General features: G+C 44.4%; 15 protein-coding genes, 1 riboswitch and 1 other annotated feature. All 15 genes read right to left on the bottom strand.

Annotation, left to right across the window (positions count from 1 at the left end; translation table 11 throughout):
• Nucleotides 1-25 precede the first annotated feature (25 nt).
• Complete coding sequence (pyrP, locus tag NSQ83_RS08555; RefSeq protein ID WP_015483210.1) at nucleotides 26-1,333, bottom strand: uracil permease PyrP; 1,308 nt, start codon at nucleotides 1,331-1,333, stop codon at nucleotides 26-28.
• Nucleotides 1,334-1,506: 173 nt separating this feature from the next.
• The gene (pyrR, locus tag NSQ83_RS08550) at nucleotides 1,507-2,052 is read right to left on the bottom strand and encodes a bifunctional pyrimidine operon transcriptional regulator/uracil phosphoribosyltransferase (RefSeq protein ID WP_003232127.1); all 546 of its coding nucleotides are present in this window, start codon (nucleotides 2,050-2,052) and stop codon (nucleotides 1,507-1,509) included.
• A gap of 182 nt (nucleotides 2,053-2,234) precedes the next feature.
• Complete coding sequence (locus NSQ83_RS08545; RefSeq protein WP_003245307.1) at nucleotides 2,235-3,146, bottom strand: RluA family pseudouridine synthase; 912 nt, start codon at nucleotides 3,144-3,146, stop codon at nucleotides 2,235-2,237.
• Between the two features lies 1 nt (nucleotide 3,147).
• Nucleotides 3,148-3,612: a signal peptidase II gene (gene lspA / locus NSQ83_RS08540; protein WP_003245047.1), complete on the bottom strand. Its 465-nt coding sequence runs from the start codon at nucleotides 3,610-3,612 to the stop codon at nucleotides 3,148-3,150.
• A 102-nt stretch (nucleotides 3,613-3,714) separates the two neighbouring features.
• The gene (gene ylyA, locus NSQ83_RS08535; protein ID WP_003245479.1) at nucleotides 3,715-4,089 is read right to left on the bottom strand and encodes a sporulation-related RNA polymerase-binding protein YlyA; all 375 of its coding nucleotides are present in this window, start codon (nucleotides 4,087-4,089) and stop codon (nucleotides 3,715-3,717) included.
• Nucleotides 4,090-4,233: 144 nt separating this feature from the next.
• Complete coding sequence (ileS, locus tag NSQ83_RS08530; RefSeq protein WP_015715852.1) at nucleotides 4,234-6,999, bottom strand: isoleucine--tRNA ligase; 2,766 nt, start codon at nucleotides 6,997-6,999, stop codon at nucleotides 4,234-4,236.
• A gap of 52 nt (nucleotides 7,000-7,051) precedes the next feature.
• Nucleotides 7,052-7,278: a binding site (T-box leader), on the bottom strand.
• Nucleotides 7,279-7,340: 62 nt separating this feature from the next.
• A complete protein-coding gene (divIVA, locus tag NSQ83_RS08525; RefSeq protein WP_003221468.1) occupies nucleotides 7,341-7,835 on the bottom strand; it encodes a septum site-determining protein DivIVA in 495 nt (164 codons plus the stop codon).
• 94 nt (nucleotides 7,836-7,929) lie between these two features.
• A complete protein-coding gene (locus NSQ83_RS08520; protein ID WP_015252130.1) occupies nucleotides 7,930-8,703 on the bottom strand; it encodes an RNA-binding protein in 774 nt (257 codons plus the stop codon).
• Nucleotides 8,704-8,763: 60 nt separating this feature from the next.
• Nucleotides 8,764-9,036 (bottom strand): YggT family protein, encoded by a 273-nt coding sequence (locus tag NSQ83_RS08515; RefSeq protein WP_014479736.1) that lies wholly within the window; start codon nucleotides 9,034-9,036, stop codon nucleotides 8,764-8,766.
• Between the two features lie 6 nt (nucleotides 9,037-9,042).
• Nucleotides 9,043-9,498: a cell division protein SepF gene (gene sepF, locus NSQ83_RS08510; protein WP_003244791.1), complete on the bottom strand. Its 456-nt coding sequence runs from the start codon at nucleotides 9,496-9,498 to the stop codon at nucleotides 9,043-9,045.
• Entirely contained in the window at nucleotides 9,495-10,187 is a 693-nt protein-coding gene (locus NSQ83_RS08505; protein WP_198878764.1) for a YggS family pyridoxal phosphate-dependent enzyme, read from the bottom strand. Before NSQ83_RS08505 ends, sepF begins: the two co-directional genes overlap by 4 nt.
• 6 nt (nucleotides 10,188-10,193) lie before the next feature.
• Nucleotides 10,194-11,030, bottom strand: a complete 837-nt coding sequence (gene pgeF / locus NSQ83_RS08500) for a peptidoglycan editing factor PgeF (protein ID WP_195727867.1) — start codon at nucleotides 11,028-11,030, stop codon at nucleotides 10,194-10,196.
• A gap of 162 nt (nucleotides 11,031-11,192) precedes the next feature.
• Nucleotides 11,193-11,438, bottom strand: coding sequence for a YlmC/YmxH family sporulation protein (locus NSQ83_RS08495; protein ID WP_003232153.1), 246 nt, complete (start codon nucleotides 11,436-11,438; stop codon nucleotides 11,193-11,195).
• Between the two features lie 82 nt (nucleotides 11,439-11,520).
• A complete protein-coding gene (gene ylmB, locus NSQ83_RS08490; RefSeq protein WP_195727868.1) occupies nucleotides 11,521-12,801 on the bottom strand; it encodes an N-formyl-4-amino-5-aminomethyl-2-methylpyrimidine deformylase in 1,281 nt (426 codons plus the stop codon).
• A gap of 87 nt (nucleotides 12,802-12,888) precedes the next feature.
• A riboswitch (TPP riboswitch) is annotated at nucleotides 12,889-12,990 on the bottom strand.
• Between the two features lie 12 nt (nucleotides 12,991-13,002).
• Complete coding sequence (locus NSQ83_RS08485; RefSeq protein ID WP_029726507.1) at nucleotides 13,003-13,797, bottom strand: ABC transporter ATP-binding protein; 795 nt, start codon at nucleotides 13,795-13,797, stop codon at nucleotides 13,003-13,005.
• Between the last annotated feature and the right edge of the window lie 49 nt (nucleotides 13,798-13,846).

Raw genomic sequence — 13,846 nt, 5'->3', positions numbered from 1 at the left:
CTCTCTGGACTTTCATTAAAAGGTTTTAGATATGATGTTGTTCAGATGTGTCTGCCTGCTCTTCCTTCGCCTGCGGAAGAATCAGGTTTAAGATGACACCGACAATTGCGGCAAGCGCCATTCCTGACACTTGGAATCCGCCTTGAGATACTTGGATAAAAGCGCCTCCTACACCGATGACAAGGATTACTGATGTAATAATGAGGTTTCTGTTGTTTTCATAATCAATTTTGTTGTCAATCAGCATTCTCAGGCCGCTTGAAGCAATGATTCCGAACAGCAGGAAGGAGACGCCTCCCATGACCGCTGACGGCACTGAACTGATCAGCGCTGAAATTTTGCCGATAAAGCCGAAGCAACAGGCAATCACTGCCGCTCCTCCGATGACAAAGACGCTGAATACTCTTGTGATGGCCAGCACGCCAATGTTTTCTCCGTAAGTCGTTGTCGGCGGACCGCCGATCAGGGAAGCGAGGATTGTCGCCACACTGTCACCCATAATAGAGCGATGAAGACCTGGCTTTTTAATGAAGTCTTGTCCGACAACCTTGCTCAGCACCATTTGGTGGCCGATATGCTCTGACATTGTGACAAATGCGACAGGAACCATTGCGGCTGCGATGCCGAGTGTAACTGATGGTGAATAATCTTTGAACGGAATGATAAATTCAGGCACTGCAAACCATTTCGCGTCAAGCACCGGCTGGAAGTTGACAATCCCTTGAGTAAGGGCAAACAGGTATCCGCCGATGATTCCGATCAGAACCGGAATCAGGCTTAAAAATCCTCGTAAGAAAATCGCACAAATAATCGTGATTGCCAGCGTAACTCCTGCGACACTAAAGTGCTTTAAGCTGTAGACCAACTCACTCGCGTTCGGATCAGCATACATCGCCATATTTACTGCAGTGCTTGCCAGTCCCAGCCCGATGACGATAATAACAGGCCCTACGACTACAGGCGGGAGAATCTTCATCAGCCATCCTGTTCCAAGCTGCCTGATCAATAAGGCAATCAGCCCGTACACCAGCCCTGCAAGAAACGCTCCAACCATTGCCGCCCCCGGCCCGCCGGTCGCTTTTACCAGAATGATCGGAGAAATAAAGGCGAAGGACGAACCGAGATACGCCGGAATTTGTCCTTTGGTAATAAGAAGGTACGCCAGTGTTCCGATGCCGCTTGTCACCAACGCCACAGCAGGACTCATTCCGACGAGCTTCGGAACCAAAATGGTTGAGCCAAACATGGCAAACAAATGCTGAAGGCTGAATGAAACCCAAGAGAAAGGTGTCGGGACATCCCTGACCCCTAAATTTACTTTTTTCTTACTCATGATGATTTCCCCCTGATTGTTGACTTTCATTTTAGGATGACTCAATGACTGTATAAAAAAACCTCTTTGCATTTTTACGCAAAGAGGCATACAAAGACCTGCCGAATACTTTTTGGGCCTTTGTTGTGCACCTCTTTGCAACCTCTCTGGATTGCCCTTAAAAAGGTGATCTATTATTCGTTTTCATAAATGGCGACGAGATCGTTTTGGTCTACCTCATCAAGCTGAACCATAACCTTTTCAGACTTTGATGTCGGGATGTTTTTCCCGATATAATCCGCTCGGATCGGCAGCTCCCGGTGCCCTCTGTCCACAAGCACTGCAAGCTGAATGGAGGAAGGTCTGCCTACATCAACAAGCGCATCCATTCCTGCTCTGACTGTTCTTCCGGTATACAGAACATCATCAACGAGAATGACTTTTTGATCTGTAATATCTACCGGAATATCTGCACCTTTTACAAGCGGTTCATCGTTGCTCGTTTTTTTAGAAAGATCGTCTCTGTAAAGAGTAATATCAATTTCACCGACTGTAACAGGATTTCCCTCAATCTGTTCAATGCGTTCCGCAAGGCGTTTTGCCAGGTAAATCCCTCTTGTCTTAATACCGACAAGAATGCAGTTATTCATTCCTTTATTGCGTTCGATCATTTCGTGAGCAATCCTGGTCAGCGCTCGTCTGATTGCCTGTTCGTCGAGAATGACAGCTTTTTGATTCAATGTGTGACACCTCACAGTTCATATAGAAGAAAAAACCCCTCCTGCCAGAGCATAGAGGGGTTTTAGGACAAGGTGCGCGCCTGTACACGCATCCCGTCTATCCGTTATCCTTCTCAGCCTCTCTGGACTGTTTTAAAGAATCTATTCAGCTTCGTTTATTATTTCAGAAAAGAAACCCTCTGTCAACCGTTTTTTCTGAGGTTTTCGATTAATTCTGCCATATCCTCAGGAAGCGGCGCTTCAAATTCGACATATTCTCCTGTTCGTGGATGGTCAAAACCTAAAACTCCCGCGTGAAGCGCTTGGCCATTAAAGTCGATTGTTTTTCTTGGGCCGTATTTCGGATCGCCTGCTAATGGGAATCCGATATATTTCATATGAACACGAATTTGATGGGTTCTCCCTGTTTCAAGCTGGCATTCCACTAACGTAAAATCCTGAAAACGCTCTAGTACATGAAAATGAGTGACAGCGTTTTTGCCATCACGTGTCACAGTCATGCTTTGACGGTCTTTCTTATCTCGTCCGATCGGCGCGTCAATTGTTCCGTCATCGTGAGAAATAAGCCCGTGGACAACGGCCGTATATTTTCGGGTGACCGTTTTGTTGACCAATTGGTTTACGAGTGACTCGTGCGCCATATCATTTTTCGCCACCATTAATAACCCGGACGTGTCCTTATCGATTCTGTGAACAATACCCGGACGCATCACACCATTTATTCCGGAAAGGTCTGTGCAATGAGCCATAAGGCCGTTTACAAGTGTGCCCGTAAGATGCCCGGGTGCTGGGTGAACAACCATTCCGCGAGGTTTGTTGACGACCAGCACATCCTGGTCCTCATAATAAATATCCAGATCCATAGGTTCTGCCAAGACGTCGAGCGCTTCCGGTTCGGGTACAGTGACGGTCACCTGATCACCCGGCTGAATTTTATAATTCGCTTTCACCGCGCTTCCGTTCACGACAACCTGTCCGTCTTTTACCCATTGCTGAACTTGGGTTCTTGACCAATCATTCTCAGTCGATGCCAAAAATTTATCAATCCGCTCACTTTTTTGTTCTTCTGAAGCGGTTATATCAATTTGATTCATGCTATTGCTCCTTTTTCTTTTTCCCGCTGTCCAACAGCATTTGTATAAATAAAAGCATTACGCCGACACATAGTGAAGAGTCCGCGATGTTAAATATCGGGTAATTGTAATTGACAATAATAACATGGATAAAATCCACAACTTCCTGTCTGACAGCCCGATCGATAAAGTTGCCGATGGCACCGCCAAGCATAAGTCCGAGGGCAACGCCAAGAAGCCTTTGTCCCTTTGTATAACGCTGTATGTAATAAACAATACCAATAATAACAGCGGTTGTTATGAGGTAGAAAAACCACATTTGACCCGCTAATATCCCCCATGCAGCACCCGTATTGCGATGGGAGGTGATATAGAATACCTGATCAATGATCGGAATGCTTTGGCCAAGTTCCATGTTCTTAACAACTAGCCATTTTGTCAATTGATCGGCTGCAATAATAAGTAGTGCAATCATATAATACAGCACAAACGTTCCTCCAGTTTACGGTTACTTTAATCCATTATGCATTTTATCAATAAAAAGCACTGGAGTAAAGAAATATCAGGCATATTAACCGGACAGACACTGTTATTCATACAGTGCCTGACCATATTCGATATCCGTTGATTTCCATATCGGAAGCGTTTTTTTCTCAAATTGGACAGAATAAAGAAAATCGTTTGCTGTTCGGGCCGTCGGCAGCACTGCCAGCTTTGCAAGAGGAATGGGGGCCCCAGTTTCTTCACAGTATCCGAATGTGCCGTTTTCGATTTTGGACAATGCAAGGAGAACGTCTTGAAGTTCTTCTTTAATATGATAGATCAGAGTTGCTTTTTGTTTTTGATTGATTGCTGCTTGCGGGCTTGTAGAAACCTGAAAGCAAGAATACTCAAATAATCTCGACTGTAATTCTTCTTTCATCAGAAGAAGTTCCGTATAAATTGCGGTCAGTTGATCATTCATTCTTCACAACTCCTGCTCTTAACGTAGTATCTTTATTGTTGCCTGTGAATGATGATCTAAAGCCCATAAGATTTTTCCTTTCGTTCTAAAGGATGTCACTCTTGGCACAAAAAAAGCCCGGCTTTTACGCCGGGCTCTTTTGCATTATTTTTGATAGTATTTTTCAACGATTTCAGCGTTGCGTAATGAAAGTGTAGGATATTTCGGATTTGCCCCTACATCTTTTGAAATCACACGAGATCTCTCACACATTTCGCCTTCCGCTTTCTCGACAGCGATTTTACCCGTCGCAAAGCTTTGCGCATCGTTCGGCGCTTCATTTTCTTCGCTGATTGTCAGTTCAGACACAATAAACAGCTGAGAAAGGTTTTCTTTTATGGAAGCCAAGAGCTCCTTGTTTTCTTTGTTTGGATACAATTTCAGGTTTGCTTCCAAAGATTTACCGATAATTTTTTCATTTCGCGCAGTTTCTAATGCTTTCAACACGTCATCACGAAGAGCCATAAAGCGGTCAAATTTTTCTTCAGTCGCTTCACTGTTTGGAACCGCGATTGTTTCCGGCATATCGGTCAGCTGAACGCTCTGCTCTTCAACAAATGTTAAATGAGACCACAATTCGTCTGCCGTATGTGGAAGGATAGGCGCTGAAAGCTTCACTAATGCAAGAAGCGTTTCGTAGAATACTGTCTGCATGCTGCGTCTATCCGGATGATCCGCATGCTCGATGTAGACAATATCTTTTGCAAAATCAAGGTAGAATGAGCTCAATTCGATTGTGCAGAAATTATGAATGCTGTGATACACAACCGCAAATTCGTACTCATCATACGCTTTTTTCACTTTATCAATCAGCTTGTTCAGCTTAATCAGCATATACTGATCCACTTCACGAAGATCTTCGACAGCCACCGCATTTGTTTTTGGATCAAAATCGAAAAGGTTGCCGTGAAGGAAACGGAACGTGTTGCGGATTTTACGATATACTTCCGCAACTTGCTTCAGAATAGCGTCAGACACGCGAACGTCCGCCTGATAATCCACCGAAGATACCCATAATCTTAAGATGTCGGCACCAAGCTGTTTCATGACTTTAGCCGGAACAACAACGTTACCGATTGATTTACTCATCTTGCGTCCTTCTCCATCCAGTGCGAACCCATGGCTGAGCACACCTTTATACGGCGCTTTCCCTGTTACGGCTACTGCTGTAGAAAGAGAAGAGTTAAACCAGCCGCGATATTGGTCAGATCCCTCTAGGTATAAATCAGCCGGGCGAACGAGGTCATCACGTTCTTCAAGCACTGCTTGATGTGAAGAGCCTGAATCAAACCAAACATCCATGATATCCTGTTCTTTTGTAAATGTGCCGTTCGGGCTGCCAGGATGCGTAAAGCCTTCCGGAAGAAGATCCTTTGCTTCTTTTTCAAACCAAATGTTTGATCCGTGCTGTCTGAACAATTCAGAAACATGTTCAATGGTTTCATCTGTAATAATCGGTTCTCCGTTTTCAGCGTAAAATACTGGAATCGGCACACCCCACGCACGCTGTCTGGAAATACACCAGTCTCCGCGGTCCCGAACCATGTTGTGCAAACGCTGCTCGCCCCATTCAGGAACCCATTTGGTTTCTTTAATGGCATCCAGCAGGTCTGATCTGAAATCTTTAATAGACGCAAACCATTGCGCTGTCGCTCTGAAAATGGTTGGTTTTTTTGTTCTCCAATCATGCGGATAAGAGTGAGTAATGAATTCAAGCTTCACAAGTGCGCCTTTTTCATCGAGCTGCTGTGTGATCGCTTTATTTGCATCATCATAGAACATGCCTTCAAACCCAGGAGCTTCGCTTGTCATTACACCTTTTTCATCAACCGGGCAAAGCACATCTAAACCGTATTTTTGGCCGATGATAAAGTCATCTTCCCCATGTCCTGGCGCTGTATGAACACAGCCTGTTCCGGCATCAGTTGTTACGTGTTCACCAAGCATAACGAGAGAGTCTCTGCCATATAGCGGGTGTTCAGCGATAATGTTCTCAAGGTCTTTCCCTTTGACCGTTCTTGTCACTTCATACTGATCAAATCCGCATGCCGATGCAACATTTTCGACTAATGCACTTGCTACGACAAAGCGGTCATCACCTACTGCAATCACGCTGTACTCAAGATCAGGGTGCACTGAGATTCCGAGGTTCGCCGGAATTGTCCAAGGCGTTGTTGTCCAAATGATGATGCGCTCGCCGTTTTCAAGAACGCCTTTTCCGTCTTTTACACCAAAAGCGACGTAAATAGATGCTGAACGTTTGTCTTGATATTCGATCTCGGCTTCAGCCAGAGCAGACTCACTTGAAGGTGACCAGTTAACCGGTTTAAGGCCTTTGTAAATGTAGCCTCGTTTTGCCATTTCACCAAATACGCGGATTTGCTGCGCTTCGTATTCCGGTTTTAATGTCACATATGGGTTTTCCCAGTCACCGCGGACACCAAGACGTTTGAATTGCTCACGCTGTCCCTCGATTTGCTTCCAAGCGTACTCTTCGCATAGTTTGCGGAATTCCGCTACTGACATTTCTTTGCGGTTGACCTTTTTGTTTTTTGTCAGAGCTGTTTCAATTGGCAATCCGTGTGTATCCCAGCCCGGCACATACGGTGCGTTGTAGCCGCTCATTGATTTATAGCGGACAATGAAGTCTTTCAAAATCTTGTTAAGTGCATGGCCCATATGGATGTCGCCGTTTGCATACGGAGGTCCGTCATGTAAAACAAATTTCGGGCGGTCTTTCGTCCGTTCCTGAACAAGACGATAGATATCCTCTTCCTCCCATTTTTTTTGAATGTCAGGCTCACGGTTTGGCAAATTTCCACGCATCGGGAAATCTGTTTTCGGCATTAAGAGCGTGTCTTTAAAATCCATTTTCATTCCTCCACTGCATTTTTTCAGAAAATAAAAAAAGCCCTCTCATCCCATAAGGGACGAGAAAGCTTATCTCGCGGTACCACCCTTTTAGAAAAAGCAAGCATACACTTTTTCCTCTTGAGCATCGTAACGTGATGAACGTCCTAACCTACTGTGAGTTCAGCAAGGAAACTAAAGGGCTGATCTACATGATTCCGGCCATCCCGGACTCTCACCATCTCCGGGTCGCTATGAAGGCCTGAAGGAAACATGACTGTCCCTTTCAACCGTTTTTTCATCTGAATTTATGAACGTATTATATTCGACAAGCTAAGAAAATGTCAAGATAATCAGAGAATTTATTCCTTTTCCTCAAATACAGCGTCGACTTCATACTCAAGGAGATGATCCCAATCGTCATTTTTCAGAAGATCAAGCTGAGCTTCAATCAGCATTTGGAAACGTGTTCTAAACACTTTAGACTGTTTTTTCAGCTCTTCAATTTCCATTGCAATTTTTCTTGATTTTGATAACGATTCGTTGATAATGCGATCAGCGTTTTTCTCCGCTTCCCGAACAATCAGCTTTGCCTCTTTTTGAGAATTGCGTTTTACGTCTTCAGCCGCTTCTTGAGCAACTAAAATTGATTTATTCAATGTTTCCTCAATATTGGCAAAGTGTCCGATTCTTTCATCTAGCTCATTGACTTTCGCTTCAAGCTCAGTTTTCTTGCGGAGAACAATTTCGTAATCTTTTCTGACTTGGGCTAGGAATTCATTTACTTCATCTTCATCATATCCGCGAAAACTTTTTGTAAACGTCTTGTTGTGAATATCATTTGGCGTTAATGGCATGATGCCACCTCCATTTTTTACATTTCAGTACGGTTATCTAGTTCACATTATAAAACAAATTTCGCACAGATGGAGAAAAAAACTGAAAAACCGACTATTTTTGTCGTTCAAACGTAACTCTCCATTTGTCTTTTTTGGTTTTCCCTTCGATTTTTGTTAAGCTGCACCGGCCAAAACCTCTGATTGACAGCATGTCCCCTTCCGCGACTATGTATGAAGGATCTTCAACCACCTTCCAGTTCACTTTCACAAGGCCGTTTTTCACAAGCGTCTGTGATTTCTGGCGGGATTGCCTGCTCATAGAGGCGCAGACGGCGTCAAGCCTTAAAGAAGAAACCGTGTCATCTCTTATTTCGACATCAACTGCTGGAATGTTAAGGTCTGACAAGTCGATTTTCTCTAGGCTGACCGCCGCTTTGCCTGCTTGGGTCAGCTGTGCAGCCACAAAATCAGCGGTATCGGCTGAGACAATCAATTGCACTGCTGTCTCAGAAAACACGATGTCACCGAATTTTTGCCGCTTTAATCCTATGCCCATTAATGCACCAAGCAGAGAACGATGATCTACTGAGACAAACTTGTCAGCATAACGGACGTTAAACGCCTGCAATTCAAAATCCGATTCTTCCGGAGTAATGTACTCTGGATACAGAATCGCCCGTTTCCGCTCCGCTCTGTTATAGCCGCCGGAAAAAGCAAGCCCGACGTCAGCCTGTCCCGTAACAGCAGAGAGGATGACCTGCTCTCGGGGATCTAAAAAGTCGGTCAGCTTCATCCGGTACTGCTCCTGGACAATTCTTTTCCATTCGAGCGCCTGATCAATAAAGGCCCGCTCGTCTTTTCTGAAGTGCTGATATATATCGCTCATCGTCTTTCCCTTCTATGTAAAGAGGCTTGGCTGCTGCCAAGCCCCTATCAAACTGTCACATTAAAACGCAATCATGCGATAAAGCCCCCACAAGCCGGTTGTCGCAAACCGAAGCACAAGTATTGCTACGATTGGTGAAATATCCAGCATTGCAATCGGAGGGATGATTTTTCTGAATGGTTCGAGATATGGTTCACAAATCGAAGCCAAAAAACGCCCGACTGCTGTTTCCCTCGTACTCGGCACCCATGACATAAAAATATATATGATCAGGGCAAATGAGTATATTGTGATTAATAAGTTTAAAACCGAAAAAACTTGATAAAGGATCATCTCGCTTTACCACCTCTGATGTTCGTCTTCAGATATGAGCTCAGAAATTGTGCCTGATACATCTACGTTGTCAGGCGTGCAGAGGAAAATATCTGAGCCGATTCTTTGAATATCGCCGCCGATGGCATAAACGGTTCCGCTTAAAAAGTCAACAATCCGCTTCGCCTGGTCATGCTGTATCCGCTGAAGATTGACGACAACTGCCCGCCGGTTCTTCAAATGGTCGGCTATTTCCTGCGCCTCCGCATAAACGCGCGGCTCACTCAACACCACTTTAGAGGATTTCTGAACACTTTGCAAGCTCACTACATTCTGTTTGCCCGCAGGTTTATTCCCGTTGTAAGCCGGCTTTTCTTTTTGCTCATGCTCCTCATGAGATTCCCGCTCTGTCTCAATATATTCATATTCGTATTCTTCATCTTCCATTGAGAAAAAGTTTTTCAGTTTATTTTTCATACTCATTGCTGTACACCCCCTGTTTCATTTCCGACTAACGATGAGCCGATTCTAATATAAGTAGCTCCTTCTTCAATTGCAATTTCAAAATCATTTGACATGCCCATCGACAGTTCAGTACACGGAGCGTTCGGCTGGTTCAGCTTCTGAACCTGGTCACGGAGTTCTCTCAGCGACCTGAAACAGCTTCTGATCTGATCTTGATCATCAGTCAGCGGAGCCATTGTCATCAGCCCGGCAACAAGGATATGTTCGAAACCGGAAAGCTCCTGTATGAATGGAATGACTTCTTCTTTTTTCATGCCGTTTTTAGAAGGCTCAAGAGAGGTATTGACCTGCACAAAGCATCGTACAGTACCTTCAGCCCGTTTTTCAATTTCTTTCGCTAATGAGAGCCGGTCTAGGGAATGGATATAGGAAACCGCATTGACGACAGATTTTGCTTTTCTTGATTGCAGACTGCCGATAAAATGCCATTCCGGATTCCCTTTCATCAATTCCTGTTTGCGGAGCAGTTCCGCATCCCGATTCTCTCCGAGGCAGGTGATGCCAGCATCTACTGCCTCCTGTGCTCTTTCAGGCGATACATATTTAGTGACTGCAATAACCGTAACTTCATCGGAGCTGCGGCCCGATCTGTTACATGCTTCGTTTATTCGTTCGTTTATATGTCGTAAATTATCAACAACACGCAAGATCTTTTATGCCTCCTTCATTCCGATAAAGGACATCATCCGTCCAGTTTTCCCCTGATCGCGGCGGTGAGAATAGAAAAGAGACGGCTCGCTTTCCGTGCATAAACCGCTGACAGAAATTTGTTCACTTGCCAAACCGCTGTCCATCAGTATAAGACGGTTCAGCTCTTTCAGATCAAGCTGATATTGTGCCTTTGCCGTCTGATTAACGGCAAGGTCTGCTGAAACCGGCAATGCGCGGACAGCATCCATGACGCGGTCGTCTACCGTATAGCATGCACCGCTGATAGACGGGCCAATAACAGCGTAAATATCTGAGGGATTTGAACCTTCCTTCTCAATCCATTGCTTCACCATTTCTCTGCCAATCTGTTTGACGGTGCCTTTCCACCCGGCATGGGCGACTCCGACAAGCGACTTAACCGGATCATAAAAGAAAAGAGGCACACAATCAGCAAAGCATAATGCTAAAAATACATTTTTTTCATTTGTATATAGCCCGTCCGTTGCTTTTAGAGCCGTGTGATACTCACGGGCGCCTTTTCCCCTATCCCTCTGCGTCACTTTCTGAACGCGATTATCATGTGTCTGATCAGCGAATACCCAAGACTGCAAATCAGTATTAAACATATCGGCAATATATTCACGATTTTTAACTACATCTGCATCTTTGTCATGAACGTGCAATCCTGTATTTAACGATTCAAAAGGCTTTTGGCTGACACCGCCGTTTTTTGTCGTAAATCCGGCAATGACTTTTTTGTTGTTTTGATTCGTTTGAACCCAGTCTTGTATCATGAGTGTCGAGGGTGTGGTAAGACTGAATGGGTGATATGTATTCATGATGATCCAACCTTTCGACAAACATTTAAAAAAGCGGAATTTCCCACTTATTTTACCACATCTTACTGCATTCGTTGAGCGCCGATTTGCATATTTCTAAATGAAATGTGCCGGAAGAATCGAGACTTCCGGCATTTGCCAATCTGCGGCAGACAAGCAGGTTTATGCATGTGGTTCACTTAATCGGACTAAGATTACATCTTCCCCGATTTTTACTATATTTCGCCATGGAATGACCAATTCCTCTTCTTTTCCAAAAAATCCGAGAACTTTCCCATTTCCTCCGAGTATGATCGCCTGAATTTTTCCAGTGGTCACATTGATATCAATATCACCAATACTCCCCAGCTTTTTTCCGTTTGAGACATTGACGACATCCTTTACCTGAAATTCTGAAATGCTGATCATTCCATCACGTCCTTTTTCCGTCCTTTTGTTCAAGTATATGAACGGGCAGGCTGAACCTTGTCAGCAAGAAGAAATTTTCATGTCATTGTTCTTTTTTCCGGCTGCACCAGCTGATGATAAAATCGAGTATAATTTTTGTATACTCTACTAGCTGCTCAATCGATACCTTCTCGTTCACAGAGTGTGCATTGTGCAGATCTCCAGGACCGTATATTACGCATGGAATACCGGCATCATACAGCCATCCGCCATCTGTAACTGATTGAGAAACGTCAATAATTGGACACTCCCGTTTCACTTTCTGATGAGAGGCAGTTAGCGCTAAGACGCCTGGGTGGCCAGGGTCAACTTCCAATGCCGGAAAAATTTCTCCTCTGTCTTCTATCATAGATGAGCCTCCCCACTTGAATACAGGGCGGTTTTCCCTAAGCCAAATATCACTGTCACTCAGCCGATTGACGTAATCTTCTATTTCCGCTGCCACTTGGTCATGGGTTTCATTTGGATAAAAATGGACTGTGATCCACAGCCGGCATTCGTCCGCTATAAAAGCCGCATGTCTGCCGCCTTCTATAACTGCCGGATTAATCGTATTTGTGCCTGGTTTAAAACCGGGATAACTTTTCATAATAGACCAGTGGCGCTCAAGTTCACCGAGCCCCCCAATGATTTTTGCCATTTTTTCAATTGCGCTTGCTCCGAATGTTCCTCCGCCTGCGTGAATCATATTCCGTCTCGTTCCATCATGAAATGTTTGACTGCTTTTGATTTCGATCCAGCCTGTAATGACACCCCCTTGGCCTTGAATATGCATATCGCTCGTATCCGCGACAATTGCAAAATCAGCGTGGTAGCCCCTCTTGCAGCATTCAAGTGTGCCGGCTTCTCCAACTTCCTCCCCAATAACCGATTGCAGAATCAGATCACCGGGAAGTTCAATGCCTGCTTCACGAATCAATTTGACAGCAAACAGCACACACGCCATTCCGCCCTTCATATCGGAAGCGCCCCGCCCGATTAAGAGACCGTTTTTTTCAATTGGATGAAATGGATCATGCTCCCATTCTTCATCCTCTTTTACCTCTGCCACATCTACATGGCCATTGATAATCAGGCTATAATAATCTGCTGAATCTGTTCCTTTTAGCTTCCCTACAACATTGGGATCTCCAGGGTACACATCCCATTTGTCGATCGAGAATCCCAATTCATTTAAATATCCCGCAATCCAAGACTGAATGCCCTCTGTATTTCTTGCAGGCGGAGCGGGTGTTTGATAAGAAATCAGCGTTTTCGCAAGCTGAATAAGCTCCTCCTTATGTTCTTCCACTTTTTTTTGCAAAGAGTCTATTTGTTGATCCAATGTAAATCCGCTCCTATTCTTTAAAATCAAAAAAGCCGTTTCAAATGTGATGAAACGGCTTAATAAAAACAAACGGAGTCCGATGTACTCCGCTTTTCACCGCTTCCCTCCGCTGGCATGATCCAGATCAGGTCAAAAGGGTTGAGACAAAGTCTCTCTCAGCTTCGCAAAGCACCCCTAGGATGAATCTATATATGTTTGTCAGGCATTCGTTATCGGCTCAGCTCTTGTTAAAAACGGCCGATCCTGATTCCATAATACATGGATTGGCGTATCAAAAAAAGCGGAAAGTATTTGATCAGTAAGCATTTCCTTTATTTCTCCGGATTCAAAGACCTCTCCCTGTTTTAATAAAAGGGCTTTATCAAAGACAGGCAAAATTTCTTCAGCATGATGAGTCACATAAAGGATAGATGGTGCATTTTCTTTGTTTGCAATGTATGTAATCGTATCTAACAGCTTTTCCCGGGCAATAAAATCCAGTCCTGTGACTGGTTCATCCAGTATCAGCAACTCCGGATCGGCCATTAGTGCTCTAGCAATCAATGCTCTTTGTTTTTCCCCTTGAGAAAGGGTTTCATAGCGGCGATCGGCATATTCAATTGCTCCCAAGTCCTCTAACAAACCTATCGCTTTTTCCCTTGTTTCCTTACTTGGCGTTTCATATAACCCAATCGAAGCGTAAGCTCCGCTCAAAGCAATTTCAAAGGCTGAATCTGCCGGATACAATTTTTGCTGAAGAGCTGCTGAGACGAGGCCAATTTTACGTCTGAGCTTTTCCCCAAGCTCTGTTTTGCCAAATTCATGGCCAAGCACCTGCATCTCGCCTGATGTTGGAAAATAATATGAGCAAAGCATATTTAACAGCGCTGTCTTCCCGGCGCCATTTAGGCCGTAAAGCACCCAATTTTCCTTTTCTTCCACCTTCCAATGAATATCTCTCAGTATCCATTTCCCATTCCGTTTTAGTGAGACATTGTCAAGCTGCAAAATCATCGTGGTCCTCCTCTTTATTGCCTTTTATAATTGTTTTAATTTTCATAAA

Source organism: Bacillus sp. PS217, from assembly GCF_037963535.1.
Classification (GTDB): Bacteria; Bacillota; Bacilli; order Bacillales; family Bacillaceae; genus Bacillus; species Bacillus subtilis.
Note: the sequence above shows the minus strand (reverse complement) of the source record. Positions and strands in the feature narration are given on the sequence as shown.

Bases quoted from the DNA above. Each gene is read 5' to 3' on its own strand.
- pyrP (WP_015483210.1), bottom strand. From the start codon at position 1,333: ATGAGTAAGAAAAAAGTAAATTTAGGGGTCAGGGATGTCCCGACACCT.
- NSQ83_RS08545 (WP_003245307.1), bottom strand. From the start codon at position 3,146: ATGAATCAAATTGATATAACCGCTTCAGAAGAACAAAAAAGTGAGCGG.
- ylyA (WP_003245479.1), bottom strand. From the start codon at position 4,089: ATGAATGATCAACTGACCGCAATTTATACGGAACTTCTTCTGATGAAA.
- ileS (WP_015715852.1), bottom strand. From the start codon at position 6,999: ATGGATTTTAAAGACACGCTCTTAATGCCGAAAACAGATTTCCCGATG.
- divIVA (WP_003221468.1), bottom strand. From the start codon at position 7,835: ATGCCATTAACGCCAAATGATATTCACAACAAGACGTTTACAAAAAGT.
- NSQ83_RS08520 (WP_015252130.1), bottom strand. From the start codon at position 8,703: ATGAGCGATATATATCAGCACTTCAGAAAAGACGAGCGGGCCTTTATT.
- NSQ83_RS08515 (WP_014479736.1), bottom strand. From the start codon at position 9,036: ATGATCCTTTATCAAGTTTTTTCGGTTTTAAACTTATTAATCACAATA.
- sepF (WP_003244791.1), bottom strand. From the start codon at position 9,498: ATGAGTATGAAAAATAAACTGAAAAACTTTTTCTCAATGGAAGATGAA.
- pgeF (WP_195727867.1), bottom strand. From the start codon at position 11,030: ATGAATACATATCACCCATTCAGTCTTACCACACCCTCGACACTCATG.
- NSQ83_RS08495 (WP_003232153.1), bottom strand. From the start codon at position 11,438: ATGATCAGCATTTCAGAATTTCAGGTAAAGGATGTCGTCAATGTCTCA.
- NSQ83_RS08485 (WP_029726507.1), bottom strand. From the start codon at position 13,797: ATGATTTTGCAGCTTGACAATGTCTCACTAAAACGGAATGGGAAATGG.